Genomic DNA, 26,462 nt, shown 5'->3' with positions numbered 1-26,462 from the left:
TGACCTGTTATATTGTCAAGGATAATTAATCAGTCTGCCTAATGCCAATCCCTAAACTATATATTAGGGTAACTGGAAGCGGAGGAACCATATTTGGGGCTAATCTTTATAGATTTCGGAATTTGAAATCCAAAATCCAGACAAGAAGAACATCTCTCAGTTCTAGCCCGTCAGCTAACTTCGTCGGCATTGAGAGGAGACTGAACGAGCAACATTATTACAAGTAATGTCCTGTTCTCGTTAGTATCCTTGGCTGGTAACTTTGCGCTTCGTTTTACCTGCCCTCGACCTTTGAGGAAATAATAATTATAAGTTCAATTCTAGCGTCTGCGGCAGGATTAGTTGCCTTGAGGAGAAACTCAACTATGTTCCAGACTACACAAAATCGGGTTGCGCTTATTTCCGTTGATGGTGATCCATCTGCAAAAATTGGTCAAGAGGAAGCTGGGGGTCAGAATGTTTATGTGCATCAAGTAGGTATGGCTTTGGCTGAACAGGGTTGGCAAATGGATATGTTCACTCGTCGCAGTTGTCCGAGACAGACAACAATAGTACCCCATCATCCCAACTGTCGCACCATTCGGTTAAACACTGGGCCTGCAGAGTTTATTGGGCGAGATCATTTGTTTGACTATCTACCAGAATTTCTAGCGGAATTTCAAAAATTCCAACAGCAGCAAGGATTATATTATCCCATAGTGCATACCAACTACTGGTTATCTGCTTGGGTGGGTATGGAACTGAAAAAACGTCAACCACTGATTCAAGTGCATACTTACCACTCTCTAGGGGCAGTTAAATACAGAAGTGTGGGTCATATTCCCGTGATTGCTATCCAAAGGTTAGCAGTGGAACAAGCTTGTTTGGAAACAGTAGACTGTGTGGTTGCTACCAGTCCCCAGGAACAGAAGCATCTGCGAATACTAGTTTCTTACAACGGACGGACAGAAATGATTCCCTGTGGTACTGATCTTCAGAAATTTGGTGGACTTCCCAGGTTAGAGGCTAGGGAAAAGCTAGGAATTACCCCTGATGCCAAAATGGTTTTTTATGTTGGGCGTTTTGATCAGCGTAAAGGAATTGACACTCTGGTAAAAGCCGTTGCCCAGTCCACGTTTAGAGATGAGGGAAAGGTGAAACTGGTAATTGGTGGTGGTAGTTGTCCTGGTTACATTGATGGAATGGAACGCGATCGTATTACCACCATTGTTGCAGAACTAGGACTGGAAGATATAACCATCTTTCCCGGTCGCCTAGATCATAGCGTCCTCCCTTACTATTACAGTGCTGCTGATGTCTGCGTTGTTCCTAGTCACTACGAACCCTTTGGTTTAGTGGCTATTGAAGCAATGGCTAGTCAGACTCCCGTTGTTGCTAGTGATGTCCGTGGGTTGCAATTTACAATTGTACCAGAGGTTACAGGTTTACTCGCCCCTCCCAAAAACGACGTAGCTTTTGCAGCAGCTATTGACCGCATACTTGCTAATCCATCTTGGCGTGACGAGTTAGGTGTAGCTGGACGCGAACGGGTAGAAATTGCTTTTAGCTGGAATAGTGTGGGTTCTCGACTATCTCAGCTTTATCTGCGGCTGATGATGCAAGCAGCAGAACAATATCAAAACCAAACTCAGATTCTTGCGGCTTAAGAAGATTTAATCCCCTCACCCCCTATTTACAGCTACCGTGTACACACAAGTCCTATCTATCTTCGTTTGAGCCTATTTCGCCCCCTAAATCCCCCAATTATGGGGGACTTTGAAAATTCTTTTCCTCTCCTCCCAGAATTGGGGGTTAGGGGGCGGTTCAGTGAGGGCTTGGCTCAAATTAAAGACTTAATCATAGGACTACGCAAGTGTCACAATCAACTCTCTTCTAGGGTGCGTCAGACCTAATAAATTGCTTAATATCAACAGATGCTTAATATCAACAGAAGATTTTCGGCATCTGACGCACTGTAATGATATGCCAGTTGCGTAAGTCCGGAATCACTCTAACAAGTTAGCACTTCATAAACTGAGAATTTATAGATAAGTACCTGAGCAAAATTAATTGCACATTTTCTTAAAACCAGAAATCTCTGTATTTTTTTCTGTTCCCTCTCCTAAATATGCAGTTTATTTTGCACGACTAAGTAGGTAGACACAAATAAACATAACTATGTAACAAGATGTAAATTACTTGAAACCCTTGGGATTGCTTGATTCTCCTTTGCTGCATTCGCCATGACATAGTTATGAATTTTTCCGCCCACCTACTTACTTAACAATTGAAACTTAAAATCAATTATGATAATTGTTTTTAGTATAAAGTAAATATAATTTTTATAATGGTATATACATAGATTAAAAAATATCTTGACTTTACTTAGATATTAAGAATTTTTTACTTAGCTAAAATTAGGTAATGATAAGAACAGCGAAAATTTATGGCTCTACAGTACTTATTATGCTAAATCTCACTATTTAAATCATATTGCCCATCTATATTTGGATGAGAAGAGCATGAAGATTCCTCCAGGAATCACCTATGGTAATCTAGAAAAATCAGAAGCAACTGATTATTTAGTGCATAAAAAAATAGCCAAATTAGAGCATATTTGTAATTACATCAATAGCTGTCATATTTCTTTTAAAGAAATACATGACTGACCTCGGGCTAGTTCTCCTTATCGAGTCAAAATTGATCTCACAGTTCCCCCTGGTCATGAACTGGCAGCAGAAAAAAATCCCGATGAAGGTATTCAATATCAGCCACTAGAAGTGGTAATTAGAGAAACCTTTGATGCCATGCGTCATCAGTTGGCTAAAACACTCAACTTCAATGTGCTACTGAGCAAGCTAACAGATATCCAGAAGCACAAGAAACTACAGCTTTTGTAACTAAGTTATTTCGAGAAGATGGCTATGGTTTCTTAAAAACTTTAGATGGTCGAGAAATATACTTCCACCACAAAAAATAGCATTTTACATAATGACTTTAATCGTTTAGAAATTGGGACTGGTGTGAATTTTTCTCTAGAACAAGGTGAAGAATGACCCCAAGCAAGCACCGTAAAAATAGTTGACAAACCTGGTGTACGTGCTGGTAAATCCTCAGAAACTCTGATTGAAACGCCCTTAGATTGACAGGAATAGGTGCATGAATACACTGATAAATTGAAAAGAACTGCATCTCAATTGCTGGCTGCAATGCTATCTAATCCCTATATTTACCCCCAACTTAGTGATGAAGGAGGGTATGGAAATATGGAACAGCAATTAATTATTGCCTCTGTAGAAATGGGAAGAAGCTTAATTCAGCACATCGGAAAAGATGATCCCCAAAGTGAACGGCAAGTAATACCAAATAAGAAAGAATAAAAAATAAAAGTTTGTAGTCAGTGCTTTCGTGCTAACTACAAACTACAGAAATTATTGCTTCTGTCTTCCTCATTTTCTACCACTTCCTGTGAGATTCTCTTGAATAGAACGACCTAAACGTAAATATTCTTGCAAAAGAGGCAAATTTTCTGCTGCCCAATTTTTCAAATCTTTATCATCAATTTGTTAAGATTGACGACGATATAAAGCAATATCTTCGTTATGATCTGCTACCATCTGCTAGATGTATGCTCTATCAAAATCAGCACCAGATAACCTTTCTAAATTGGTTTTTATTCTTTTATTTTCTTTACCAATATCTGAAGCAAAAGTAGCACCTTTTTGGTTAGCCAAGTCTTGAAGTTCTTGATTTAGTCGCGTATAATTATGTCACCATAATTCGTCCAAATTCCTTCACCTTATTACTTTCAGCCTTTTATTCCCCTAATCGTCCTAATTCAATCTCAGCTAAATTCCCCTGAGCAACTTTAGTTATCAATTGTTGTTCTCTTTACCTCACATTGTTTTGAGTCAATTGAATGTGTATTAAATTTGGCTGAGATAAAGCAATTTTGTGTCCAGAAGTAATGGTAAATATGCTGGCTGTTAACAGAACTACCATGACCATGGGTTGTTTTTTCATGATTCAGTTTTCCAACAATTTCCCCATACAAATCCTCAAAAATCCAATGACAGATCCAAAGGATTTATTTTAAATCTTGTTCACGTAGCGTCTCCGAAGGAGACATTTTGAATTTAAATTAACGGTGTGCAACTTCTAACAAATTAATGATTTGTGATCTAGAACTAGATGGACTATCCCAATAATCTGCTTTACTGATATTCACTTTCAGCAAAGCCAGATTAGGTTCATCTAGTCCTTGAGGAAACCAAGTTTGTAATTTTGGTTGCCATTTTTCTTGTAATTCATTTCTATCTCTTACTAGTTCTGCTATACCTAACATAGAAATGTATCGCTGTTTATCAGGTGAAGATAGACTTATATTCACCTGTTGACGACGTTCAATTTCAAATACTTTATGGGAATCAGCAGAGGTAAAAAACCAAAGTGTACCATCAGCATCAATATCACTAAAGATAGACATGGGACGACTATGCAGACTACCATCATCATCGACTGTGGTTAACATTGCATATTCAATGTCTCTAATCAGTGTACGTAACTGATCAATTTGTTGATTAAGGTCTTTTGAGTTTGTCATGGAGCTATTTAAAGTAAATAAATAAGGGTTGAGGAGCAAAACCAGATTTACTAGTTATTAACTATCTTTTTTAATTTAATATGAATATTTTCAGATTAGTATTACATGAATCTAAAGGTATAATTCCTCAATAAATCACCTGGATGGTATATAACCAAAGAAATATTTGTATACCCATAGGATTCATTTTGGTTATTCGTGACTCAATAATTCTGTAACTTAAGGCTGAGGGAAAGGTTATTTTTAATTATATTAATAAAGAAAGGGAGTACATGTGACGATAATGGATGGAGATTAAAAATGGCATCTACATTAGACACAATTTTTGAAGGTTTGACAGCAATAGTTTTTTCACCACTAATTTTACCTATTGCGTCAGCAGTGAAACAACCTATAGTTGAAAATACTATTAAAGATAGTATTATTCTGTCTGAAAAGTTTAAGGATGCAGTTGCAGAAATAGGGGAAGTATTTGAAAAAGCAACAGCTGATGCTAGAAAAGAAAAACCAGATGGTTTTAGGTCTATAACTTACCCAAATCATGACACAAATGCTAAGTCAGAAGTAGCTCAAGATTTTATCAATCTAATATCTGATATAAATACTGATGTGGGGAGAATGACAAGTGGTATTGCTGATTTCCGGGTGATATTACCTCTAGGAATTGCTTTACTTTCCGTTAGACAACTGTTCACAAAAGGACTTGAACTGGATCAAATGCCTTGGTATATACTAGCTTGGTATGCTTTTGATATTTTTACAAGACTCAATTATGAGGATAAACAGAAATTAACGAACTTATCAATTAATACTGTTCCAATGGAATTTCAGGAGCAACAGAGTAGTGATTCAACCAATACACGCGAGTATCAAAGGGAGAACTAGATTTAAAATTAAGGAACTTTATCGTTCACCATCTTTGAAAAGTTATTTAGAGCGATCAATTGTAAATTTCGCGGAAATAAGATATATTTCTGCTAATATATTAACTAGCAATATCTTGGTTATCTTCGATCAGGATATTAGCTCTAAAGAAATAGAATTTTTAATTCGAAAGGTCTTACTTAATTACCAAGATGAGTCCGGTTTTAACCATAAAAATAAAAAATTAGTAAGAACTGCCAAAGCCAAAACAGATCGACAACTTGCTGTCAAGCAAGAGCAAAAAACTAAAAACTGGCATTTGATGGCAGTAGAACAGGTTTTAACATCATTAAATACCTCAAATATCTCAGGATTATCCAATGAAACAGCTACTAATAACCTCAAAAAATATGGAAAGAATGTGTTGTCAACAATAGTGAAACGTTCTCAACTATCTATGTTGCTGGATCAGTTTAAATCATTACCAGTTGCTTTACTAGTTATTGCATCTGGCATTTCTATTGCTACTGGGGGAATGATTGATGCTGTAGTAATTTTGGGTGTAGTTGGTTTAAATGCTGCAATTGGTTACGCCACAGAAAGTCAGTCAGAACGCATTATTAACTCTCTAAAGAATAGGGCTGAACAATCAACTCTGGTAATTAGAGATAGCTATCAAACAGAAATACCCACAGAAAATGTAGTTCTAGGAGACATTTTAGTTCTGAACCCTGGTAGTTATATTGCCGCAGATGCCCGCATTATTACAACGGATAACTTAAATGTTGATGAATCCGCCTTAACTGGAGAAAGTCTGCCTATAACTAAAATAAGTACATGTTTAAATGGTGAAAATGTAGCTTTAGCAGATCGTTTAAATATGATTTATAAAGGCACATTAGTTATCAATGGAAAGGGATTAGCGGTGGTAGTTGCTACAGGCGACTTTACTGAAATGGGCGAAATTCAGCAATTAGTTGGTGAAGCAACAACAATCCAAACTCCCCTTGCTAAACAGTTAGATCAAGTAGGTAGTCAAATAGTTTTTATCGGCATGGGATTATGTGGTTTAGTCTTTAGTTTGGGAATGTTACGAGGATATGGTTTATTACCAATGTTACAATCTTCTATATCTTTAGCAGTTGCAGCAGTTCCCGAAGGCTTACCGACAATTGCCATCACTACCCTAGCTTTAGGCATTCGTGATATGCGGAAGAATCACGTTCTTGTCCGCAGTTTAAATGCAGTAGAAGCGTTAGGTTCGGTACAGACTATTTGTTTAGATAAAACCGGGACACTCACAGAAAATAAAATGTCGGTAGTAGAAATTATCACTAACAGTAAATATATTCAAGTAAGTAATGGTAACTTTATTGATGGTGAAGAAACGATTAATCCCTATACCTATAATGAATTATTAAAATTAATTCATGTTTCAGTTCTTTGTAATGAAAGTGAAGTCAGTAAACAAAATGACGAGTATGTAGTTACAGGTTCAGCAACAGAAAATGCCTTGATTTACACTGCAATTAGCGCGGGGGTAGATGTTATTACATTGAAAGGAAAATATCCCTTATTACAAACTAATTTGCGTTCGGAAAATCGCAACCTGATGAGTACAATTCACGCAACACATAATTGTCACCAGATGGTTGCTGTTAAAGGAAATCCTGCGGAAGTCTTGCAAATCTGCCACAGATGGATGAAAAGCGGGCAAATAGTACCTTTGACCGCAGAAGATCGGCAGAAAATGGACATGGAAAATGATCGCATGGCAGGAAAAGCCTTGCGAGTTTTAGGGATAGCTTATGGTTATATTGAGGAAGGTGACAACAGCAATAATCATCATGAATCAGATTTAATTTGGTTGGGTTTGGTAGGGATGGCAGATCCTCTGAGAACAGGTGCAAAAAAATTAATTGCAGACTTCCACCAAGCGGGAATAGATACGGTAATGATTACTGGAGATCAAAGTCCTACAGCTTATGCGATCGCTAAACAGTTAGAATTAAATAGACATACCCAATTAGAAATTCTCGACTCCAACAACCTCAATAATCTCACCCCCGAAGCATTAGCAGCACTCAGCGACAAAGTAGACGTTTTTGCCCGTATCAGTCCCAGTAATAAATTACAAATAGTTCAAGCATTGCAGACATCCGGTAAAGTCGTCTCCATGACCGGTGATGGCATTAACGACGCACCAGCATTAAAAGCTGCCCAAATCGGTGTGGCAATGGGTAAAGAAGGGACTGATGTTGCCCGTGAAGTGGCAGATATTATCTTAGAAGATGACAGATTAGAAACAATGATGATTGCTGTCAGCCGAGGTAGAACAATTTACAACAACATCAGAAAATCGGTCCATTTTCTCCTAGCTACAAATCTCAGCGAAATCATGGTGATGATAACCGCTACCGCAGTCGGTATTGGTGAACCTTTAAATGCAATTCAACTTTTATGGTTAAACTTAGTAACTGATATTTTCCCTGGACTTTCTTTAGCTATGGAGGCACCAGAACCAGACGTATTAAATCAACCACCACGTGATCCCAATGAACCAATTATTAAAAATACCGACTTTGGCAGAATTGTATTTGAGTCTGCTGCTATATCAATTAGTACCTTAGCTGCCTATGGTTATGGTATTTTTAAATATGGTATTAGTCCTAAAGCCAGGGCTTTAGCATTTATGACTTTAACATCAGGACAATTACTACATACTATTAGTAGTCGTTCTGAAAAACACAGTATTTTTAGCAAAGAAAAATTACCACCTAATCCTTATTTAAATGCTGCTATTTTAGGTTCTTTTGGTATTCAGTTGTTAACTTTAACCGTGCCACAGTTGCGAGGTTTATTGAAGATTACCCGATTGAATATAGTCGATATTGCTGTAATTACTAGTGGTGCTTTATTACCGCTATTGGTGAATGAAGGAACTAAAAATATTCAAATCACAGGAAAGAATTCAACTTGAGTAGGGTGGGTGAGGTGAATCATTATGAAAAAAGATTTTATGTTTACATCGGAATCTGTAACAGAAGCCCATCCTGATAAACTTTGTGATCAAATTAGCGATGCGATCGTAGACCGATTTTTACAACAAGATCCTTATGGGAGAATCATTACAGAATGTGCAGTTTCTACAGGTATTGTTTTTATTGCTGCCAGATTTGAACCAAATGCTAATGTAGATGTTACCAACATAGCTAGGCAGGTAATTGAACAGGCTGGGTATCAAGAAAAGGAATTTAATGGTAAAACTTGTAGTATTTTAACTAGTTTAACAGAACTACCTCCTGAAGAACATCATTTATTTGATGAAAAAGATTTATCGGATACAGAAATAGACCAAATTACTGTCACTAGTCAAGCTACTGTTTTTGGGTTTGCCTGCAATCAAACTTATACTTTAATGCCTTTACCAATTTGGTTAGCACATAAGTTAGCGAGACGAATTAGTGAAGTCAGAAAGCAAAAAACCTTACCTTATCTTACCCCAGATGGTAAAACCCAGGTAGGTGTTGAATATAAAGATCGTCAACCTTATAGAATTCACAGTATTACAGTTATTGCTAGTCAAAATCAACGTGCCAAACCTGATTTACAGCAATTACAAGATGATATTCGAGAAACTGTGATTTATCCTGTGTTTGCTAATGAAAAAATCAAACCTGATGCCAAAACTAGAATATTTATAAATCCTCATGGACAGTTGATTATTGGTGGACCGACTACTCATGCAGGCTTAACAGGTAGAAAAAACGCTATTGATACCTATGGTGAATATTCTAAACATAGCGGTTCAGCTTTAAGTGGTAAAGACCCAATTAGAATAGATAGAATTGGGGCTTATGCTGCCCGTTATGCAGCTAAAAATGTCGTTGCTGCTAAATTAGCTGATGAATGCGAAGTACAATTAAGTTATTCTATCGGGCTTTCTCGACCTGTTAGTGTGCAGGTGGAAACTTTTGGTACTGGGAAGATTTCTGATGAAGAAATAACAGCGATTTTAGAGAGACATTTTGATTTTCGGTTAGCGGGGATTATCAAGAAATTTAATTTAAGGTTTTTACCTTCATTAACTAAAGGTGGTTTTTATCGCAAGCTTGCGGCTTATGGTCATGTAGGTAGGAGTGATATAGAATTGCCTTGGGAAAAGGTGGATAAGGTCGGTGTGTTTTGAGGAAGGGTTTTCAGATGTAATCTAATATTTTATTGTTTCAATAGCTTCCTGAATTCCTAGTCGGAGGGCATCACGTCAAAATTCTTCAATATCACCTCTATATCTCTCTAAGAATTGGCAGCCACCCTTATTAATTGCGTACCAACAAAATATAAGGGAGTGTACCATTTTTTATTTCTATAGGTTCTCGGAATACTGTATCTTCATCCAGAGCGCGTTTGTACAAACAGGTAGCTGAATGTGTACCCTGAGTGAATTTGGAAAGAATACAATAAGTGGGATATATCTTATATAACTTAAGAGAACTGAGTAAACCACGGAAGTTTAGATATTGTATTTCTTCATAATGAGGTGGAATATTACCCTTGATATTGTTTATATATTCTTGTATGAGGATTGAGTCCTTCCCTGACATTGATATATCTTCTTTGTAGTTATTGGGATTTTTTATATACTCTTTATAACCTTTTATTTCTTCCTTTAGTAAGGCAATTAGATGGATTTCTCTTTCCCAGGGATCTTCTGGATTAAGTAGCCATAGTGTATTAGCGCAAGTTTCAATTACTGTTCTTGCAAGAGATAGTGCTGGTGGTAGCAAAAAAATATCTTTGCTACCAAGATACAGTATTCCTTCTATATGTCTAATTAAGAGTTTCAAGTAGTTGTCAATGGATATATCTGACTGTAATTGTTCCGATCTATAGATTTGAGATTCAGAAACTCTGAATCTATTTAAAATTGCCTGAATAACTTTTACAACTTTCTGAATATCTGGTGAGGTAGAAGACATTAAAATTTGATTTCTTGAAGTGTGTTGAATAAATTTACACCGGAATAATGTTTCTTGTTGGTGTCTTATTAATAACAAGAGTACAGGTGCGATTTATTGTTAGTTGAATCATGGTAATCAGTCCGTACATAAGCTAACCAGCCCAATCTAGCAATAGAAAAGGCTGAACTCTCGGTCTGATATGGGTGAAAGAAAGTCCCATCTACCAGACTCAGGTATGACTCCCTATCTGCCCACACTGACTAGACTCGGTATCTAGAGGGTGAAGCTGGGAACAGGGCATAATCAGGGATCCGTTGTGGGGTGACTCTAGTGCTAACGGGGAATTCCTACGGTGAAACAGAGCCTCAAACAGCAACCAACTTATGAGCAGGATACAGACTTTATTGGAGCTAAATCCCGCTGCATGTCTGTTGGTTGAATTGGCTACACCTAACGGAACAATCTATCTAACCGAGGGAATGAATAAAGACGGGTTGAAGGTCAAAGGGAGGTCGAACCCTATGTAGGCTGGACGAGCAGCGGAACCCCTTCAATTCGGGTAGGACAAACCGTAAATTGGTTTGAGGTGTTGAGAATATACAAATTGGAGCAGAGCATGATTTAGACACAGAGACAACTCTAGTGAATCCTGGAAAAGGTTACCTGGGAAGCAATTCCGCCGGAACCTGTTCCGCCTACAAAGACTCGTATATAAAGCTATTCAAGTTGGCTACAAGCGGAAAGAGCAGTTACTACAAAAGCTGATTCTGAAATCTACCTCTGCAAGATTACTGGCCATCCGTCAAGTAACACAGCTAAATGCTGAGAAAAAGACAGGGGGAATAGAGGGGAAAACCGCACTCTCCTTTGAGCAAAGGTTTGAACTAAGTGAGAAGCTTAGAACCGAAGTTAATATGGGAACATCAGGGATTACGTGAAATACTCATTCCCAAAAAGGATGGTAAAACCCGGATTCTCAAAGTCCCTACTATTGCAATTACTAGACAAAGCATTCCCATCAGTTCCTTACTCCGAAAACAAACACATCAATGTCAAAGGAGAGAAATCACCCTAGGACGGTGATTTAACTTATTGGAGCGAACGCAATAGTAAGTTATAGGATGATAATACCTCTAGAGCAATTAAACGGCAAAACCATAAATATGGACATTGTGGATTAAAAATGCTTAGTGATGAGAAGGTACATCTCCATTATGTTGATGGAAACCATCAAAACTGGAAAACTAAAAACCTTCTAGCAATACATGAAAGGTGCCACGATTATATCCATATCAGCAAGCGCGAAAGCTAAGAAAATCGGAAACTCGGTGCGGTGAAAGTCCCAGTCCCAGATTTAACTGAGAGGGGCGGGGAATAATGTCCCCCTCGACTCAACCATAAATTAATAGACATTTAGCTATTATCTGGAATCCACTGGTCTACAAATCTTCCCAGTGGAGTTGATGTCAATCATGCGATCGCATTTGCTAAAATAAAATAAATATAGCCAAAATATCTAAAATAGTCAGAATTACTATGCAGACCTACACCCTCACAGATGCTCGCAATAAACACGGAGAGGTTTTTGACAAAGCTGCTACTGAGCCAGTGTTACTAACCAAACAATCACGCCCTAGTCATGTGATTATTTCAGCCCAAAGCTACCAACAATTAATTCATAGGCTCAAAGAATTAGAGGATATGGTTTTAGGTCAAGCAGCTGACACTGCTCTGAGTCAATCGAAAATAGTTGGTACAGAGGCTTTTACATCTGCACTGGAGCATTTAGCTAATGGCGAGGCTTGATGCTTTAGCCACGGTTCTCAATTTCTTGAACAGTTTGTAGCCTAAGATAGCACCGCAGATTGCAAAACAAGTCTTGGCTTTGAATGTTGATCCTTTACCAGCAGATAGTGAGCAGCTATCTGGTTATCAGGGTTTCTATGGACTTGATACTGGTGAATATCGAATTGTTTATAGGTTCTTCTCTGCACAAGATTTAGTGGAAGTGATTTTAGTTGGGAGGCGCAATGATGATCATGTCTACAAAAGATTAAAGCTTTTATTGGGATAAACTTTTGTTTTTATTAAAAATGCTAGAATCACTGCATCTCATTTGTTCAAAATTACTACCAGGGTAGGATATATAATCTTGTATAAATCTTGCCCTAATGAAATATGTAAATTAGCCAAGTTTCACTTGAGTGTCATAAAGTTTCAACCAAGGTATACCTCGTTTGGAAACGCTGCTTAAAAAGCGATGTCTCAAATCATCTAATAAATAAAATGCCAAGGAACTAACAACAGCAATAATTGTCGATCAATATTAATGCTAATTGTACAGGCACATTTATTAAAATTAACAGCAATACCAAAACTGCAAATACTACGATGCTGATGTTAAAGACTTTTTGTGCTTTCTCTATAAATGGCAAATATAAATAGCAAAGAATTTCGACACCTAGGACAATGATTTGTATGTCTGTGCTATCTATCGAATAATTGCTGATCATCTAATTCTTGATAAATAGCTTTTATCTCTCCGTCCCAAGCCGGACTACCTCCAGCAAACTCATCTAACCATTTCCTAAGAGTGATGATACCTATATCTGATTTAGCTGGCATAAAATAAGCTTTCTGCCAAGGTTTTTGTAATGATGATTCAATGGTTTCTTGAGAGTGCATCATCGCTAAATCTTGATCACCAAGCTTGTAACCAGATATATGCTGTAATCTCGTTTGTAAATATTGGGGAAGCAGATTAAAAAACAAATTTTTCGAACTATAATTACCACGGACTAAAAATTTGACAACATACCGATAATAACTTGGTTTTATAGGGACAAGGTCTAATTGAAATAAGTTACTTCTGCCATTAGTCTATTTACATAGAGTCTTATTTGTAGAAGGTGGAGTAAACTTCCGCTTAGCTTCCATATCTTTATTTAAGAGGCTATTGATAAAGTAAATGTAAAGGGGAGTAGAAAAGGAATGTTGGAAGGCTAGGATACATAAAATCTAGTGTATTTACATGGCTACTGATGGAAGGAAAGTCTTACCCCACAGACTTAACTGATATGGAGTGGGAAATCCTGCCCCCATTGATTCCACCAGCCAAAGAAGGAGGGCATCCACCCACAACAGATATGGGTGAAATATGTAATTCCATCTATTATCATTTGAGAACTGGATGTCAATGGAATATGCTTCCAGGTGACTTCCCGCCAAGGTCAACGGTATATAGCTATTACAGGAAATGGCAAGGCCAGGGGGTTTGGGAAAAATTCAACCATACATTGGGTGGTCAAGTTCGCTCGAAATTAGGTAAATGAACACAACCTACCGCGCTCGCTGCAGACAGTCAGTCGGTCAACACTGACCAAAAAAAGGGGATGTGTATGGTTTTGACGGATGTAAAAAGGTAAAAGGAAGAAAGGGGCAGACTTTAGTTGATAGCCTGGGACTTGTGTTTAAAGTTGTTGTTAGTGAAGCGAATGCCCCAGAACGAATACTTGCTGCCTATGCACTAATGGAACTGCTAGAGGAACCCACAGAATTATTGGAAAAAGTCCAAGTTTTATGGGTTGATTCCGGTTATGACGGTGATAAATTTGCACTTGCAGTTTGGTTCCTGATTCAAGCTCATGTTGAAGTCATAGGACCTACTGAGCAAGAATTTAAAGTTTTACCACAACCCTGGGTAGTAGAAAGAACATTTGGGTGGTTTAACTAATATCCTCGTCTAAGCAAGGATTATGAGCGTTTAACACAAATGAGGGAAGGGGCTATATATGCTCTTATGACTAGAATTATGCTACTTCCTCTTGTCTCCTCAACATTTACTTTATAAATCATCTCTAAAAGATTATAGGTAAGGATTGAGGTGGTGGGGTATTGATAAGTGTGATAGGTGAGGCAGAATATAGCAAGCACTTATGGAAAAGAAGCTGCCACCAAAACTAGACAGAGAGATATTGAAGCAGTTGGGAACAGAGCAACTGGTAGAAATCATTATTGACCAGGGGGAAAGTATAGAGAAGCTAACAAATAGAGTAGTAGAACTGGAAAAAGAAATAGATAAACTCAAAGTCAGTAGAGATTTAGAGAACATAACATTATCCAAACCACCGTCGGGAGACATCCTCAAAAAAGCCGAGAACAAACAAGAAGAGAAACCAGAAGAAAACCAGATACGAAAACGGAAACCAGGAGGACAACCAGGGCATGGGGGAAAAAGGAGAACGGTGTTTGGTGGAGTAGATAGAATAGATTTGAGATACTGGGACGGCAAGTGTGTGGATGGTGAGGTCAGGGGCAATTGTTTGGCGAACCAATAAAAGTGGAAACACAACAAGTAGGGGAGTTGGTGGACAGGCCAATCCAAATAGTAGAATATGAAAGATATACGTAGACTTACAGTGTGTGTGGGGAAACAGAAAGGGCACACTGGTCACCAGAGATAGTACCGGGACAAGATATAGGAATCACACTACAAGCTTTTTTGGGATGGATCAATAACTAGGGTCATTGACCCTATGAAAAACAACACTTGTTGTTGTGGGAACTGGGTCAAATAGAAATTGGAGTGGGAACATTAGCAGGTACCAATGAAGGAATAGACAGTACAGTGGCTCAAAGTATTCATAGCCTCAAACAGTGGATAAAACAAACCCAGCCTCATATCCTTGGGGATGAAACACCCTGGGTACTCAAAGGGCTGAAACAATGGTTATGGATTTTTGCCAATAGTGACTTCCCTTGATTTCATGGGTCTGATACTCCTTGTCCTGGCGAATTAGAATCCATTGTGGGTTTAAGTTACTCTGGTGTACTCAGTTTTAATGACTTTACTGCCTATAAGGGTTATCCGGTCACAGCTCAACAGAAATGTCAGGCACATCTACCCTACCCCGTCACTTCAAGACACTAATCAAGATTCCTGGCTTCAATCACCAAGAAATTGGCACAAAATTCATGGACCTCATAGATGAAGGTTTTAAAAACTACCCTTTATTCCAACAAACCTAAAACCTTCATGAATTCTTGACTTGCCCATCCTAGTAGGTAGTCTGCCAAGGCAATTTTGCTGGGTTAAATGCTCGGATATAAACGCTGCATTTTCTTACGTGCATACTTGGTTTTAAAACCCCAATAAACACTGGGTTCTTGTTGATTACGCTGTGACTCCCAAGTAGCAATTTCAGAAGATAATATTTCTACATTAGGAATACCTCGTTCTAAGCATTAGTGAGATAAAACTGATAATTCAATTTCTACTTGATTCAACCAAGAAGCGTGTTTAGGAGTATAGTGAAAATCTAATTTCCGAATAATGCGGCGTGCTTCTTGTGGAGAGAAAACTTCATATAAAACACTTGGAGTATGAATGTTTAGGTTATCAATAAGTAAAGGTATCACATCAGCTTGGGGGTAATAAACATCTACTAAATCTTTTAATTGTTTAGCAAAACCAGCTTTTGTCCGACTTTGTGTAACTTCAATATGCCTCCACCCGGCTATTGGTTTAAAAAAGCCAAATAAATTTACAACACCATTGGGTTTATACTCACAATCATAACCTTCAGGCTGATGTGGTTCTGGTGGCAAAGGAAGTCTTACTTCTTCTAATAATTGATATGGGCGTTCATCTAGGCAGAGTGTAGGTTTTTTTGGATCATATGGCTCATTGTACAAATCCAAAACATCTTCTATTCTAAACACATACTCTGGGTTAACTTCGGGAATACACCACTTTTCTTTTAACCACGGTTTAATTTCATTTTTTTTAGAGTTTGGCGTATTGTTTCGTCTGAGATTCAATCTATGATACCAACCTTCACTAAATGCTCCGCTAATAATTGCATTGTCCAACGCACTCTTCCTTCTGGCGGATTAGAACAAGCAGTCGCAATCAAAAATGCTTTGTGAAGAAACACTTTGGTGTATTACTCAATTCATTACGGGAGCGCCAGAGTTTTTTAGGACAATTTAGCCAAGAAGTAAGATTACAAATTAAAATCAGTTCTCTCTGTGTGACTAGTTCTCTCTTTTGCAATTTATGCTTTATAAACTTGAGTCATTTCGGGCAGTGAAGGGTAATTGCTCTCTGGATATTGTTCACGCTATCTCAGAAATATTGGGTATGAGATAATTTAGTAATTCGTAATTTTTAGTATTTTATTCGGAAACGCTTCGCGAAGGTAATTATTAATTGTCTCCCCTGCTTTATCTCTCTGTCACTTGTCACCTGTCACCTCTTCCCTTTCCGATCCAAAAACTTCAACTGTTGATATAAACAACGAGTTTGTGGTAAATTTACACCTCCTGCTTCTGCTTTCTTTAAGGAGTTACCAAAAATTGCTTCTACTTCTAAAGGACGACATTCATCAAAATCAATTTTCATGCTAGTCCGATACGGTTTCATTTTTACTGTATAGTCAAGCATGGTTTGAATGAAGCTTTCAGGAATTAACCTCTCCGTACTTTTTGCCCCCAATATTACTTCAAACATCAATTGTTCAACCAACTGACGGGTGTGCATATTTGCCATTAATTCGTCAGTTGTGGCATTGAGAATTACAGACAGTCCATTATAAGGAATATTCCACACCAATTTTTTCCAACGTCCTAATAATAAATCTTCTACTAGTTCTATGGAAATACCAGCATTTTCAAAATCTGTGGCTATTTCCTGCATTTTATCTGTAAATCCACTGGGATAATAGTTAGAGGTATATTCACCCAAGGTAATTTGTCCATAGTCTAAATGACGGATATGTCCTGGTCCCACTTTGTTGGAACAGAGAAAACATAACCCCCCTAGCACTCTTATATTACCCACAATTTCGGCTACTTGTGCTTCTATACCTAGCCCATTTTGCAATACCAACACTACCCCATCATCCTTGATGACTGCTGGTAACATCTGCTGTAGCAAGTGGTTTTGAGTTGTTTTGAGTGCTACTACCACTACATCACAGCTAGGCATTTTTCCTACATCGTTGTATGCCTGGACTTGGGGGAGGAGAAAATCACCATCTTTAGATTCAACGATTAAACCATTTTGTTTTACATCTGGGTAATCACTTTTGAGTAAAAAGTGGACGTTATGACCAGCTTTTTGCAGTTTTGCCCCATAAAAACCGCCTAATGCACCAGTTCCCAGAATTCCATAAGTGTGCTCGCCCATTTAAGCTATAAATAAATCTTAGGAAAATCATAAAGGGATATTGTACCAACATTTTCAGGTTATCGGCAGAATAAGTAGGGGTAAGAGAAAAAAAGAAAAAGTTGAGGGTGGGACACAGGGCGTTATAAAACATGAGACATGAGGCAGAAAATTTTAGCAAAAGACTTATCACAAACAGAGTTATTCCAAAGCATTGAGGGAAAAGGAATTGCAGGAGAATTCATGGGTCAGAAAGTAGAGATATGACTGAATCTAATAGAGCATTTACAATTAGAAGTTAAAGAATTACGGGCAGAAAATCAAGGGTTAAGAGATGAAAACAACCGATTGAAGGGAGAAAAGAGTCAGGCAAAGATAAAAGCCAAGAATCAAAAAGGGTTCACAAGTAATCACTCATCGGAGAAAGAGCGACAAACGCTAAAAAAGGACAACAAAGGCAGTAAGAAGGCTGGGATTAAAATAGACAGAGAAGAAATACTAGAATATCCCCAAGAATTACTGCCAGCAGAGGCGCAGTTCAAAGGGTATGAAGAAGTAATCATCCAAGACATCATCCTGGCAACCGATAACGTACTATTCCGGAAAGAGAAATACTACTCACCATGAGAAGGAAAAACCTATTTGGCAGAACCTCCTTGGGGTTATGAGGAAGAATTCGGTTTAGGAATAAAAACCCTGATTATCAGCTTGTACTATGGGAGTAACATGACCCAAGGCAAGTCGTTAGAGTTCCTAGGGAATTTTGACTTGCTGGAGCATTTTCAACTACCAACTAAATGGAGAAATGCTCTCCAAGTATTACCCCAAGAAACTGTGTTGAGTGAGGCAGAGTTTCATACCCTACTGGATATACATCTGCCTAAACTGGGTTCACAACAACGGACTCGGATTATGGAAGCAGCAGCTATTGCTTTCTATCATCAAGAAACTGATTGGCCAGTGGTGTAAACTCTGGTCTGTGATGATGCTCCTCAATTGAAGTTACTGACTGATAATATCGTTTTCTCTTGGGTACATGAAGGAAGAAATTATAAGAAGTTAAGTGCGTTTATTGCTTATCACCAAAAGATTTTAGATAAATTCCTGGATGATTTCTAGAATTACTACCGAGACTTACTCCCTGATCAAGATTCTCCCAGTCAGCAAACGGCAGATAAACTCCGGTATAAGTTTTGGAAGTTGTTCCACACTGGCAGTGGTGGTTATCAACAATTGGATGAGCGAAAACCATTAACTCTGGTCAAAATTTCTGAGTTGCTTTATGTTTTAGAGCATCCTGAATTACCTTTGCACAATAACCCGGCTGAGTTAGGTGCTAGAACTATGGTGCAGCGAGGTAATATTAGTGATGCCACTCAGACTCTCGAAGGGACTCAGGGTTGGGATACTTTTATCTCTCTTGTTCCTACTACTCGTAAGTTGGGAATTAGCTTTTTTGAATATATTCGTGACCGCATTTCTAAGGTTGGTAATATTCCCTATTTGGCGACTACTTTTGACGAAAAATATGCTCTCAATCCTTTTGGTTGCTCATGGATGCCTGAATAACTTCTTCCCCCGAAGTATTTAGGGAATACGATAAAAGTGTGATCTCTCCTCTTACCAGACTACGATAAACTAAGTTGTAAAAGTGCCTTTGAAAGTAGCGCTCTTTAAAATCCCTGAGTTTTTTAAATGGTTTCAGCAGAACTGCTCAACAGCTCATACACTCTCAATCGTGCAGATAAACTTTACATGATGCAGGTTTTGATATCTGAACTAGCACAGGAAGAAACTAGCTTAATTAAACCTGATCAATCTTATCCAGTTTGGTCGCCTTATAATGCTTTTGATGCTGCAAATTCTATCTTAGAAGTCTTACGAGCAGCTCAATATCAAAACAGTGACTAATCCTGAAAGATATCCTCTTATTACCATTGATCCAGAGTTAGGGCAAGCTGGGTTTCTTCCACATCTTCCCCTAATACTAACTTATCAAAAACGCTTACTACAAATTTCTTGACTCATGGATACAGGTGCGATGGTGAATCTATTACCTTATCTAGTAGCTGTTCAATAATTGGCTCGATATCTTTGCGAATACTATGGTATTTCTTTGCCAAAACTCGCATATTTCGTTTAAATTTATTTCTTACCTAAATCTGAATTAAAAGTGAATCATTCTGCATCTATTCCTTCGCAAATTTCAGAAACAGGTAGAGTATTATCATTCACCACATCATACCAAGCTTGACTAAAACTCTCAGCAGCCGATTCAGATATTACATCATCCTCAACTTGAGTTCTACGAGATCTGATAAATAGCAAAAAGTCTAATAGTTCCTCGACTACAAAATCTGGAGATTGATTAATTTATTGCATTACTTTTTCTCTGGCTGTCATTCTTTTATATGTCCGAATTTCTCTCAGATTTCCCTATTTCCCTCAACTAACTGATGATGTAGATGTAAAGATTGTTAACAAAACGCCAGGAGAGCGATCACTCCCACTAAACCACTAGGATAGACTCAGCTTACTGAAGATATTGCTCTTTGTTAGAAATATTATAAGTAGCTAAATCTGAAAATTAGGATAAACTCAGATATGGAAATGCGATCACATCTAAATAATTCAGAACATTACAACCAATTACTCTCACAATATCAAATGCTAGTCATATTAGCACATAATGTTTAAGCGGTTATATTCTGCATAGCTTCTAAGCTTGAGATTCTAGAGAGTCAGGTTGAGTCAATGATTAATATTTCCTAACTTAAATCTCTTGACTTAATTGCCGTAAACTTGGATAATAGTAAAGGGAAAAAAATTTTCTAGGAATGAATAAAAAACCGATTCTATAAAAGTTCCAGGGGTTATAGCTCAGTTGGTAGAGCGCTTGAATGGCATTCAAGAGGTCAGGGGTTCAATTCCCCTTAACTCCACTTGTACATTCAAGAATTATTGTCCAAATTTACAAATTTAAGGGACATAAGTTACTGGTTTTCAAGGCTTTCAAACATTAATCTAGTTTTAAAGAATTATTGTCCAAAACAAAGTACACTTATAGCCAGATACATTAACTCTAATGTATTGTAAGACCTGAGTATAAACACCATAAATTCTGGCAATATGCCATTTAAACGCTCCTTTCAAACCAACTGAGTATATTATTTTAATATAACAGGACACAAGAGTGAAATTCCAGAAAATGGGAAATTAGTTATGCTTCAACCCACCACCTATGGAGAAGGCTATTGAAACTAAGCCACTCAAAATGCTTATCTTGACTCGTTTCTACAGGCAATTTTGGCAGATGTACTTAAATTCTTATTTTCCACTGCCAATAAGTCGCTTTGAATTCACCTTCAAAATCGCGAAAGTCACTCAAGACAAGCTTTTTAAAGATTTGGCAGATCCCCAGGGATTTTGACCCTGCTTTGACTTGCCAAAAATGAAAATTAGGGGGTGGTAGTTCAGTAGCCACCGTGACGGTATAGCCGTACCGTTACTTTATTGTAAAGTAAGAGATATTGATAGTCTTCGTACAACCAAAATCAAGGATTTCAGATGTACAAGCCGCTCTGGCATCCAATACCAAGCTAAACCAGTTTGATGTCAAGAGCTAAGGTCCTGGGCTGTTTGAAACCCTAACACCTTATATTTCCCATGGGTCTCAGTGCGAGTTCTTTCTCATCTAACAACAGCATTAGCTTACCCAAGCAATTGCCGCTAACAAATAATTAGATGACCCTATAGGTAGAGTTAGCAGCTACTAGGAACAGAAAGAATACGCTTATCTAAGCGTTAAACTAACCCATTCCACAATACCTACACAAAAGGGTCAATACTGTAGCATCATACAGAGACTCAAAAGAGTATGTATAATGACACCGATTTATAATATTAGAAATTACACTGTCTTAGTGGAAATTTTCATCTGCTAAAGTAAAGATCTTAATTCATAAGAGTTAGGAGTTACCCATTGACGAAAAACTCATTTATGGGTACTAAACAGCACCAGTATTGCTAAGGTTTTCCACAATGTAATCGCGCACAACTAAAGTGAATAAGTTCCTTTGCAATTCATACCAATTACAAATTATCTTTTCAGAGCGCATTTTTCCTAAACAAACAAATCCTTGAAGTGAATAAAATATCTGTTTTTTAACTCCTTGGCTATCTCTAACCATAAATCGACAAATTCCACATACTTGTTTGATGGCTCTATGAAAACTTTCAATCCCCCAATGAGTATCATGAATTTTCACAAATTCACTTTTGGTGATTTGACTGAGAGCTTGTTCATCTGGTAGATAGACTATATAGTCTCTAGAGTCTTCTTTTCTGAACTCTTGCCTAAACAATTTGATGAATCCAAATACTCTCAAATGAGTTATCAAACCTTTATCGGGAATTCCTACACTCCTTAATAGACAATAATTTTCCAGTTTATTTGATACGGTTCTATTTTTCTCAATCCCAAATAGAAAACCCAATTTCTGGTTTTTAAAAAATTTTAAGCTTTCTACCCCTGAATACCAACTGTCTCCTGTAACTATTCTTGGTTTTACACCCCAATCAATCACTTCCTTGAGCATTTCCTGAAAATAATCGTTCTTCGTCTTTCCCTCCTTCTTCTCGTATATTCTATAATTTATTGGTACTGAATTTCCACACACATCACTGTAGTACAGTGTGATTAAATTTATTCTTTTGATGCTCTTATGATATTTCCTAGACCAAAAATAACTGATTAATTCTGCATGTTTTGGGTCACTCTACAATTTTTATACTACTGTGTTATCTACACTTAAAATCCCTCCTACTATATTTATGATTTTCTTTACTGTATAGAATAAATCTTTCGATTCCTATCTCTCTCTGAGCAATAATCTATTTACACTCTCATGTGAAACGTTTTCCAATATCTCTGCCAATCTACAACATCCCCCATGCTTTGCTTCTGATAGGAACAACAGAGTGTAAAGAGTGTAATGTTCCAGATTGCATTCTGTTGTAGAAGTTTTGGTTATTTCTCTAATTCTCCCATACCTCCTAAGTAGATGACATTTTTTACTACTACAGTATTTTGCTACTGTGTCAATGCGTAAGTCCTAAGAGTATTAATGTGGGATTTGTAAGCAAAGAATATTAAGTCTCTTGCTTTTTCTTGTAAATAACCGTGATTAGGCAGTATCTCAAATTCAATACTAATTCTTAACTCAGCAGGTTTATATATAATACTATCTCGAGGTCTTTTGTAACTCCAATTGTGTATCTGGCGATTATACTCTTTTACTTATAATTGTTGAGCATTTTTATTGCCAGGGTATTTCTCCTCAGCTTTCTCACTTTCTTTAAATATTTTGCGGCCTTCTAAGAAGCCTTCAAAAAGATGGAGATGGCATTTATTACAACAAATTTGGAATTGATAATTATACCAACAGTTAAAGTCAACAAAAATATTGCTATTGTCGTTTTTATTTATACGAACTTAAATCACCATACAAATAATCTATTGGATATGGCAAATGTGATACTTTTCCAGATAGTTCAGCTGACCAATGTTCATATTCTTCATTGTCTTGAGGTACTTGATTGATCAGATTATCAAATGGATCAAGAGATGTTATGTTGTTCCTGTAATATCTCTACCATGAGGTAAGCAATTATCTTGAAGTTGCTTCTCCAATAGTCTAATCTCGAGTTCTGTTTGATTACGACGCTCTTTTAGTTTTTTGATGTCTTCCTGGATATTATCACTGACTTTATTATGATTATTTATCAGTTAATAAATAGCAGAGCAGGTTAAAATATCTTGTGTTATTTTGTGAGTCTTATAGAAAATTTAAGTCAACTTGAACGATGATTTCTTGAGCTTTATCACAGATTACTTGTCAATCATAATTGCTTTCTGCGACAAGTTTAACATCACTTTTAAGTATTGTATTAAGAAAGTATTCCTTACCATCTTTCTTTCTGCCTTTTTCGCTTTTGGTATAAAGTCAGCCTTGAAGAATAAACTTCTTTTACAAAGGAGTCTACTGAGGAGTAAGGCAGCTTATACCCTTCAATAATTCCACAATCAGAGGAGTGTTTTTTGAGTCATTTATTCCCATACTTTACGCAGTACACCTTCACTACTATACAAATGGTATTTTATGGTTGTGAGGATGGGAGTTGTGCAATTCTTATTATTATTGCGGGTCATAGTAACAAAGTTTTTTAGAAAAATGATTTTTTATTTGTGTAATTATTTATTTGCATTGGTCAGATAACCGTTGCCACTATCATACTTAAGGGAAAGTTTGTTGACAACTCTGTGAAGATGGTAACTTGTCAAAATCAAGACAAACTCAGGCGTTCATATTACTCAATTAGTGCATAGTGTGGGGTTCTCAGATCCTGATTTCAATGTGTAGTGACGTTTAAAGTTTTATTTAGCGCGAAAACATTGCTACACACTGTTAAACATTATTTCAATTTTGAACAAGATACAGGTTATGATGATCAGGCGATAAATTCTTGTAGATTTGATGAACCAGAGCGCTCGCAGCAGAATCCACCTCAATAATGTATGACTGCTACAAAAACTACTTGAGCTATGTGATCGCGCTGCCTATGGACAAAGGCAAAGAGTTAGTGAACTTTATCAACTACCTATTCTTTGCGTCAAGAGACGAAAGGCTATTGATATATCCATTTCATGCGTTTAATAACCAGTCAAGGAACAACTTTAAATCAATCTCATCTGCCTTCTATTGAACCAGATAATATTGCGATTATTTCAAAATAAGTGTGCCAAAATGAATTGGTGAAGCAATTAAAGCCGAGTTAGAGTCTTTAGGAATTAAACTTACTAGCACTCTTGCCTCCAAGATACCCAATTCTACAGAAGAGATTGTGCTAACTGCGATTGAAGCACTAAAAGAACAACTACAACATCAAGTAGTTAAAAGCCCTGGTGGATGGATGGCTCAGCTTATAACCAACAAATGGCAACCAAATCAAGCCCTTAGAGAGAAGCATCCGGTAGACGTCTTTGGATTTTTTTATAAATGTAAGTATTGGCAGACTCTTCGCTTGAGATGTAAATAAAGTAAGAAAACCATGAAAACTGATCTGTAAGCTGCATTTGCTGGTGTCTTATGGAAGGTGAATGGTATGCGCTCAATAATTCGGGGCGGACTACCAGATCACAAAGGGTTTTGCGCCATTTGAGGCTTGTTTGTGAACGGTTTACCCCTAATTATTGAGCGGTTACGGTGAATGTAATCCGTAGTTTATGACTTTCTTGAGGCGGATGCGTTGTAAGCCGCACGTCAGGTTCTGAGGGGCGGGATTAGAGCGATATAGTCCTGCTACCCGACCACGATGACCCCAAATATTTCTTAATGGTGGAAACCTGAAAGCTATTGTGGAAATCCTCCAACGAAAGTTTCCAAAAACCACCCTTTTGATGAATTCGCCAACGGTATTCATTCCAGAAAGTTTTATTACACTTTATTAAACGTGCTAAAAGAATTCTAGGAAAATTCAAACTGACTACCATTGTCTTCTATGACAAACGCTAGTTCTTGCGCTGTGTTCTGAAAAACTTCCTGGATGATGGCATCAACCCGATACCATTCTTCTGCATTTTTCTTATCAGTAGGAATCGTGTCATCAGAGAAATCCGCTCCCGCACGTGCAGCAGACTGCACGAAGGCAAACCCATCATCAAACGTGAATTTAAAACCTGATCTATGAGCCAAACGGTTTCGAGTCGAATTCATCTCCGAGAGAAAATTGGCCATGTCTTCTTTAATTCAATCCATCCCTTTGCACAAATCAACTTTAGCGGGGAAACTTAACTGAAACGCATCAAAGTAGTCGGGTTTTGCCAGTTTAAAGTCAATTAACTGAACCAATAGTGATCCGATTATCAAATGTTCTGTGATAAAAGTCACAAAGGCTTACTGTTTTATTTTAGCATATAGTTAGAAGCATATTTACACCATTGAACCACTACATTTTTCTTAGCAACCACTTGAGTACTATCTATCTCATCTCAATTTTCAGGTTCAAGCATATAGACAATTTCTTCTGTTTCTGCTACCAAATCGGGTTGATATTCTAAATAATCTTCTTCCCATTTCTAATAAATCTGAAATTTTCCCCTTGCTGGTTTAAACCATTTTACTGCATCTCGTTCCAAAATTATAGATAATACCCTCTCCGCTTCTGATTGAAATTTTTATTCTGTATATAGGCATTGAGAAAAACCCGTAAATAGATATTTGGACATGTTGCTTTTATCTGGAGGCGAGATTCTATAATCTAAAGAATTATTCGCATTTGTAGTATAAGCAATCTCTTTTAGGGTTGTAAAACCTTTGCTGATTTTATGTGTATACTCAACTTGATCATCTTTCCAGGAATGTTGTTTGATCTGTTTATGGACGAAATTAGCAATTTTACCTTGTATATTTTCTCGATACTCATGTGATAAAATGACCAATAACTTGACCAGGTAAGTTATATATTAAACCTGCCTTACCATCATGTTGAATATCATCACATCCGGTTATCTTAATGAAGATATAAGCTTGTAAGTGAGATTATTAGAATTAGCTATTCTCACTTCTCAAGATGTTAAATTAGCGTTTAATAGAGATTTAATATGTAATCCTTTCTTGAGTTGAACATTATTATTTAAACCTATTAAATCTAGGGAAAAAGACCTAACAGGTGATCTTACTTCTCCTTTAGGAATAACCAGAATTTTGGGAACATCAACAGTTTGCTGAATGACTAAATTAGTAGTTTTAGCCACAATATCTGCAATATCTGGTGGTGTAGTTACACCTGCAATTTTTAATTGTCCTGGTTAATATTCTCTAGCTAC

The 26,462-nt window shown here is 37.2% G+C and carries 26 protein-coding genes, 1 tRNA gene, 5 pseudogenes and 1 riboswitch; of the genes and pseudogenes, 20 read left to right on the top strand and 12 right to left on the bottom strand.

The window, feature by feature from the left end:
* The first annotated feature begins 25 nt into the window (after positions 1-25).
* Positions 26-204, top strand: a riboswitch (cyclic di-AMP (ydaO/yuaA leader).
* Between the two features lie 161 nt (positions 205-365).
* The 3 genes and pseudogenes from AAZO_RS06310 to AAZO_RS06300 all read left to right on the top strand — a co-directional run bounded on the left by AAZO_RS06310 (position 366) and on the right by AAZO_RS06300 (position 3,359).
* The gene (locus AAZO_RS06310) at positions 366-1,646 is read left to right on the top strand and encodes a glycosyltransferase (protein WP_013190601.1); all 1,281 of its coding nucleotides are present in this window, start codon (positions 366-368) and stop codon (positions 1,644-1,646) included.
* A gap of 855 nt (positions 1,647-2,501) precedes the next feature.
* Positions 2,502-3,125: pseudogene (locus AAZO_RS06305) on the top strand (cold shock domain-containing protein).
* Between the two features lie 9 nt (positions 3,126-3,134).
* Positions 3,135-3,359, top strand: coding sequence for a hypothetical protein (locus AAZO_RS06300; protein ID WP_013190600.1), 225 nt, complete (start codon positions 3,135-3,137; stop codon positions 3,357-3,359).
* A 240-nt stretch (positions 3,360-3,599) separates the two neighbouring features.
* On the opposite strand, the pseudogene AAZO_RS29095 reads toward AAZO_RS06300, so the two are convergent.
* From AAZO_RS29095 to AAZO_RS06295, 3 genes and pseudogenes are all read right to left on the bottom strand, one after another.
* Positions 3,600-3,728 (bottom strand): annotated as a pseudogene (locus AAZO_RS29095) (DUF4142 domain-containing protein); the annotation flags it as partial.
* Between the two features lie 142 nt (positions 3,729-3,870).
* Positions 3,871-4,002: a hypothetical protein gene (locus tag AAZO_RS41030; RefSeq protein WP_266888519.1), complete on the bottom strand. Its 132-nt coding sequence runs from the start codon at positions 4,000-4,002 to the stop codon at positions 3,871-3,873.
* Positions 4,003-4,120: 118 nt separating this feature from the next.
* Complete coding sequence (locus AAZO_RS06295; RefSeq protein ID WP_013190599.1) at positions 4,121-4,582, bottom strand: pyridoxamine 5'-phosphate oxidase family protein; 462 nt, start codon at positions 4,580-4,582, stop codon at positions 4,121-4,123.
* A gap of 381 nt (positions 4,583-4,963) precedes the next feature.
* Between AAZO_RS06295 and AAZO_RS06290 the strand changes: the two genes are divergently transcribed.
* Genes AAZO_RS06290 through metK form a run of 3 tightly spaced genes read left to right on the top strand, consistent with a single transcriptional unit; the run spans position 4,964 to position 9,635 of the window.
* A complete protein-coding gene (locus tag AAZO_RS06290; RefSeq protein WP_228371535.1) occupies positions 4,964-5,467 on the top strand; it encodes a DUF5132 domain-containing protein in 504 nt (167 codons plus the stop codon).
* Positions 5,427-8,426 (top strand): cation-translocating P-type ATPase, encoded by a 3,000-nt coding sequence (locus AAZO_RS06285; protein WP_013190597.1) that lies wholly within the window; start codon positions 5,427-5,429, stop codon positions 8,424-8,426. Before AAZO_RS06290 ends, AAZO_RS06285 begins: the two co-directional genes overlap by 41 nt.
* A gap of 24 nt (positions 8,427-8,450) precedes the next feature.
* Positions 8,451-9,635, top strand: a complete 1,185-nt coding sequence (gene metK, locus AAZO_RS06280) for a methionine adenosyltransferase (RefSeq protein ID WP_013190596.1) — start codon at positions 8,451-8,453, stop codon at positions 9,633-9,635.
* 130 nt (positions 9,636-9,765) lie between these two features.
* On the opposite strand, the gene AAZO_RS06275 is transcribed toward metK, so the two are convergent.
* Positions 9,766-10,425, bottom strand: coding sequence for a hypothetical protein (locus tag AAZO_RS06275; RefSeq protein WP_013190595.1), 660 nt, complete (start codon positions 10,423-10,425; stop codon positions 9,766-9,768).
* Between the two features lie 668 nt (positions 10,426-11,093).
* Between AAZO_RS06275 and AAZO_RS44585 the strand changes: the two genes are divergently transcribed.
* From AAZO_RS44585 to AAZO_RS06260, 4 genes are all read left to right on the top strand, one after another.
* Positions 11,094-11,345 (top strand): reverse transcriptase N-terminal domain-containing protein, encoded by a 252-nt coding sequence (locus AAZO_RS44585; protein WP_476691480.1) that lies wholly within the window; start codon positions 11,094-11,096, stop codon positions 11,343-11,345.
* Complete coding sequence (locus AAZO_RS44580; protein ID WP_041639579.1) at positions 11,296-11,490, top strand: hypothetical protein; 195 nt, start codon at positions 11,296-11,298, stop codon at positions 11,488-11,490. The genes AAZO_RS44585 and AAZO_RS44580 overlap by 50 nt, the downstream gene beginning before the upstream one ends.
* Before the next feature lie 453 nt (positions 11,491-11,943).
* Positions 11,944-12,213, top strand: coding sequence for a type II toxin-antitoxin system Phd/YefM family antitoxin (locus AAZO_RS06265; RefSeq protein ID WP_013190594.1), 270 nt, complete (start codon positions 11,944-11,946; stop codon positions 12,211-12,213).
* 46 nt (positions 12,214-12,259) lie between these two features.
* On the top strand, positions 12,260-12,481 hold the full coding sequence (locus AAZO_RS06260; protein WP_228371668.1) for a type II toxin-antitoxin system RelE family toxin: 222 nt from the start codon (positions 12,260-12,262) through the stop codon (positions 12,479-12,481).
* Between the two features lie 413 nt (positions 12,482-12,894).
* Here the strand turns inward: AAZO_RS06260 and AAZO_RS26070 are convergent.
* Positions 12,895-13,248: pseudogene (locus tag AAZO_RS26070) on the bottom strand (SRPBCC family protein); the annotation flags it as partial.
* A 200-nt stretch (positions 13,249-13,448) separates the two neighbouring features.
* On the opposite strand from AAZO_RS26070, the pseudogene AAZO_RS29085 reads away from it, so the two are divergent.
* From AAZO_RS29085 to AAZO_RS41025, 4 genes and pseudogenes are all read left to right on the top strand, one after another.
* A pseudogene (locus AAZO_RS29085) lies at positions 13,449-14,257 on the top strand (IS5 family transposase).
* An 85-nt stretch (positions 14,258-14,342) separates the two neighbouring features.
* Entirely contained in the window at positions 14,343-14,744 is a 402-nt protein-coding gene (locus AAZO_RS06240) for a hypothetical protein (RefSeq protein ID WP_049790581.1), read from the top strand.
* Positions 14,745-14,956: 212 nt separating this feature from the next.
* Positions 14,957-15,169 (top strand): hypothetical protein, encoded by a 213-nt coding sequence (locus AAZO_RS06235; RefSeq protein WP_144031248.1) that lies wholly within the window; start codon positions 14,957-14,959, stop codon positions 15,167-15,169.
* 45 nt (positions 15,170-15,214) lie between these two features.
* Positions 15,215-15,337: a hypothetical protein gene (locus AAZO_RS41025; RefSeq protein WP_266888508.1), complete on the top strand. Its 123-nt coding sequence runs from the start codon at positions 15,215-15,217 to the stop codon at positions 15,335-15,337.
* Positions 15,338-15,651: 314 nt separating this feature from the next.
* Here the strand turns inward: AAZO_RS41025 and AAZO_RS06230 are convergent, their stop codons facing one another.
* Positions 15,652-16,278, bottom strand: a complete 627-nt coding sequence (locus AAZO_RS06230) for an IS630 family transposase (protein ID WP_081462715.1) — start codon at positions 16,276-16,278, stop codon at positions 15,652-15,654.
* A 379-nt stretch (positions 16,279-16,657) separates the two neighbouring features.
* On the bottom strand, positions 16,658-17,596 hold the full coding sequence (locus AAZO_RS06225; protein ID WP_013190592.1) for a putative 2-dehydropantoate 2-reductase: 939 nt from the start codon (positions 17,594-17,596) through the stop codon (positions 16,658-16,660).
* A 327-nt stretch (positions 17,597-17,923) separates the two neighbouring features.
* On the opposite strand from AAZO_RS06225, the gene AAZO_RS37150 reads away from it, so the two are divergent.
* From AAZO_RS37150 to AAZO_RS06210, 5 genes are all read left to right on the top strand, one after another.
* Positions 17,924-18,202 (top strand): hypothetical protein, encoded by a 279-nt coding sequence (locus AAZO_RS37150; RefSeq protein WP_081462714.1) that lies wholly within the window; start codon positions 17,924-17,926, stop codon positions 18,200-18,202.
* A gap of 15 nt (positions 18,203-18,217) precedes the next feature.
* Positions 18,218-18,544, top strand: coding sequence for a hypothetical protein (locus tag AAZO_RS37145; RefSeq protein ID WP_228371534.1), 327 nt, complete (start codon positions 18,218-18,220; stop codon positions 18,542-18,544).
* A 27-nt stretch (positions 18,545-18,571) separates the two neighbouring features.
* Complete coding sequence (locus tag AAZO_RS41020; RefSeq protein WP_266888501.1) at positions 18,572-18,694, top strand: hypothetical protein; 123 nt, start codon at positions 18,572-18,574, stop codon at positions 18,692-18,694.
* Between the two features lie 81 nt (positions 18,695-18,775).
* On the top strand, positions 18,776-19,144 hold the full coding sequence (locus AAZO_RS37140) for a hypothetical protein (RefSeq protein WP_228371533.1): 369 nt from the start codon (positions 18,776-18,778) through the stop codon (positions 19,142-19,144).
* 126 nt (positions 19,145-19,270) lie between these two features.
* Entirely contained in the window at positions 19,271-19,486 is a 216-nt protein-coding gene (locus AAZO_RS06210) for a hypothetical protein (protein WP_013190591.1), read from the top strand.
* 267 nt (positions 19,487-19,753) lie between these two features.
* On the opposite strand, the gene AAZO_RS35010 is transcribed toward AAZO_RS06210, so the two are convergent.
* Complete coding sequence (locus AAZO_RS35010; protein ID WP_187289685.1) at positions 19,754-19,903, bottom strand: hypothetical protein; 150 nt, start codon at positions 19,901-19,903, stop codon at positions 19,754-19,756.
* 541 nt (positions 19,904-20,444) lie between these two features.
* Here AAZO_RS35010 and AAZO_RS06200 point away from each other — a divergent pair.
* Positions 20,445-20,517: transfer RNA gene (locus AAZO_RS06200), tRNA-Ala, on the top strand.
* A 1,065-nt stretch (positions 20,518-21,582) separates the two neighbouring features.
* Here AAZO_RS06200 and AAZO_RS06190 read toward each other — a convergent pair.
* From AAZO_RS06190 to AAZO_RS26060, 4 genes and pseudogenes are all read right to left on the bottom strand, one after another.
* A pseudogene (locus AAZO_RS06190) lies at positions 21,583-22,617 on the bottom strand (IS701 family transposase).
* 2,218 nt (positions 22,618-24,835) lie between these two features.
* Positions 24,836-25,057, bottom strand: a complete 222-nt coding sequence (locus AAZO_RS35005) for a hypothetical protein (RefSeq protein ID WP_013190589.1) — start codon at positions 25,055-25,057, stop codon at positions 24,836-24,838.
* Between the two features lie 44 nt (positions 25,058-25,101).
* A complete protein-coding gene (locus AAZO_RS06175) occupies positions 25,102-25,278 on the bottom strand; it encodes a hypothetical protein (RefSeq protein ID WP_228371532.1) in 177 nt (58 codons plus the stop codon).
* Positions 25,279-26,201: 923 nt separating this feature from the next.
* Entirely contained in the window at positions 26,202-26,390 is a 189-nt protein-coding gene (locus tag AAZO_RS26060; protein WP_049790579.1) for a hypothetical protein, read from the bottom strand.
* Positions 26,391-26,462: the final 72 nt, after the last annotated feature.

The sequence above is a fragment of the 'Nostoc azollae' 0708 genome (genome assembly GCF_000196515.1).
Lineage (GTDB): Bacteria > Cyanobacteriota > Cyanobacteriia > Cyanobacteriales > Nostocaceae > Trichormus_B > Trichormus_B azollae.
The sequence above is the reverse complement of the archived record's forward strand: the minus strand, read 5'-3'. Positions and strand labels throughout refer to the sequence as shown.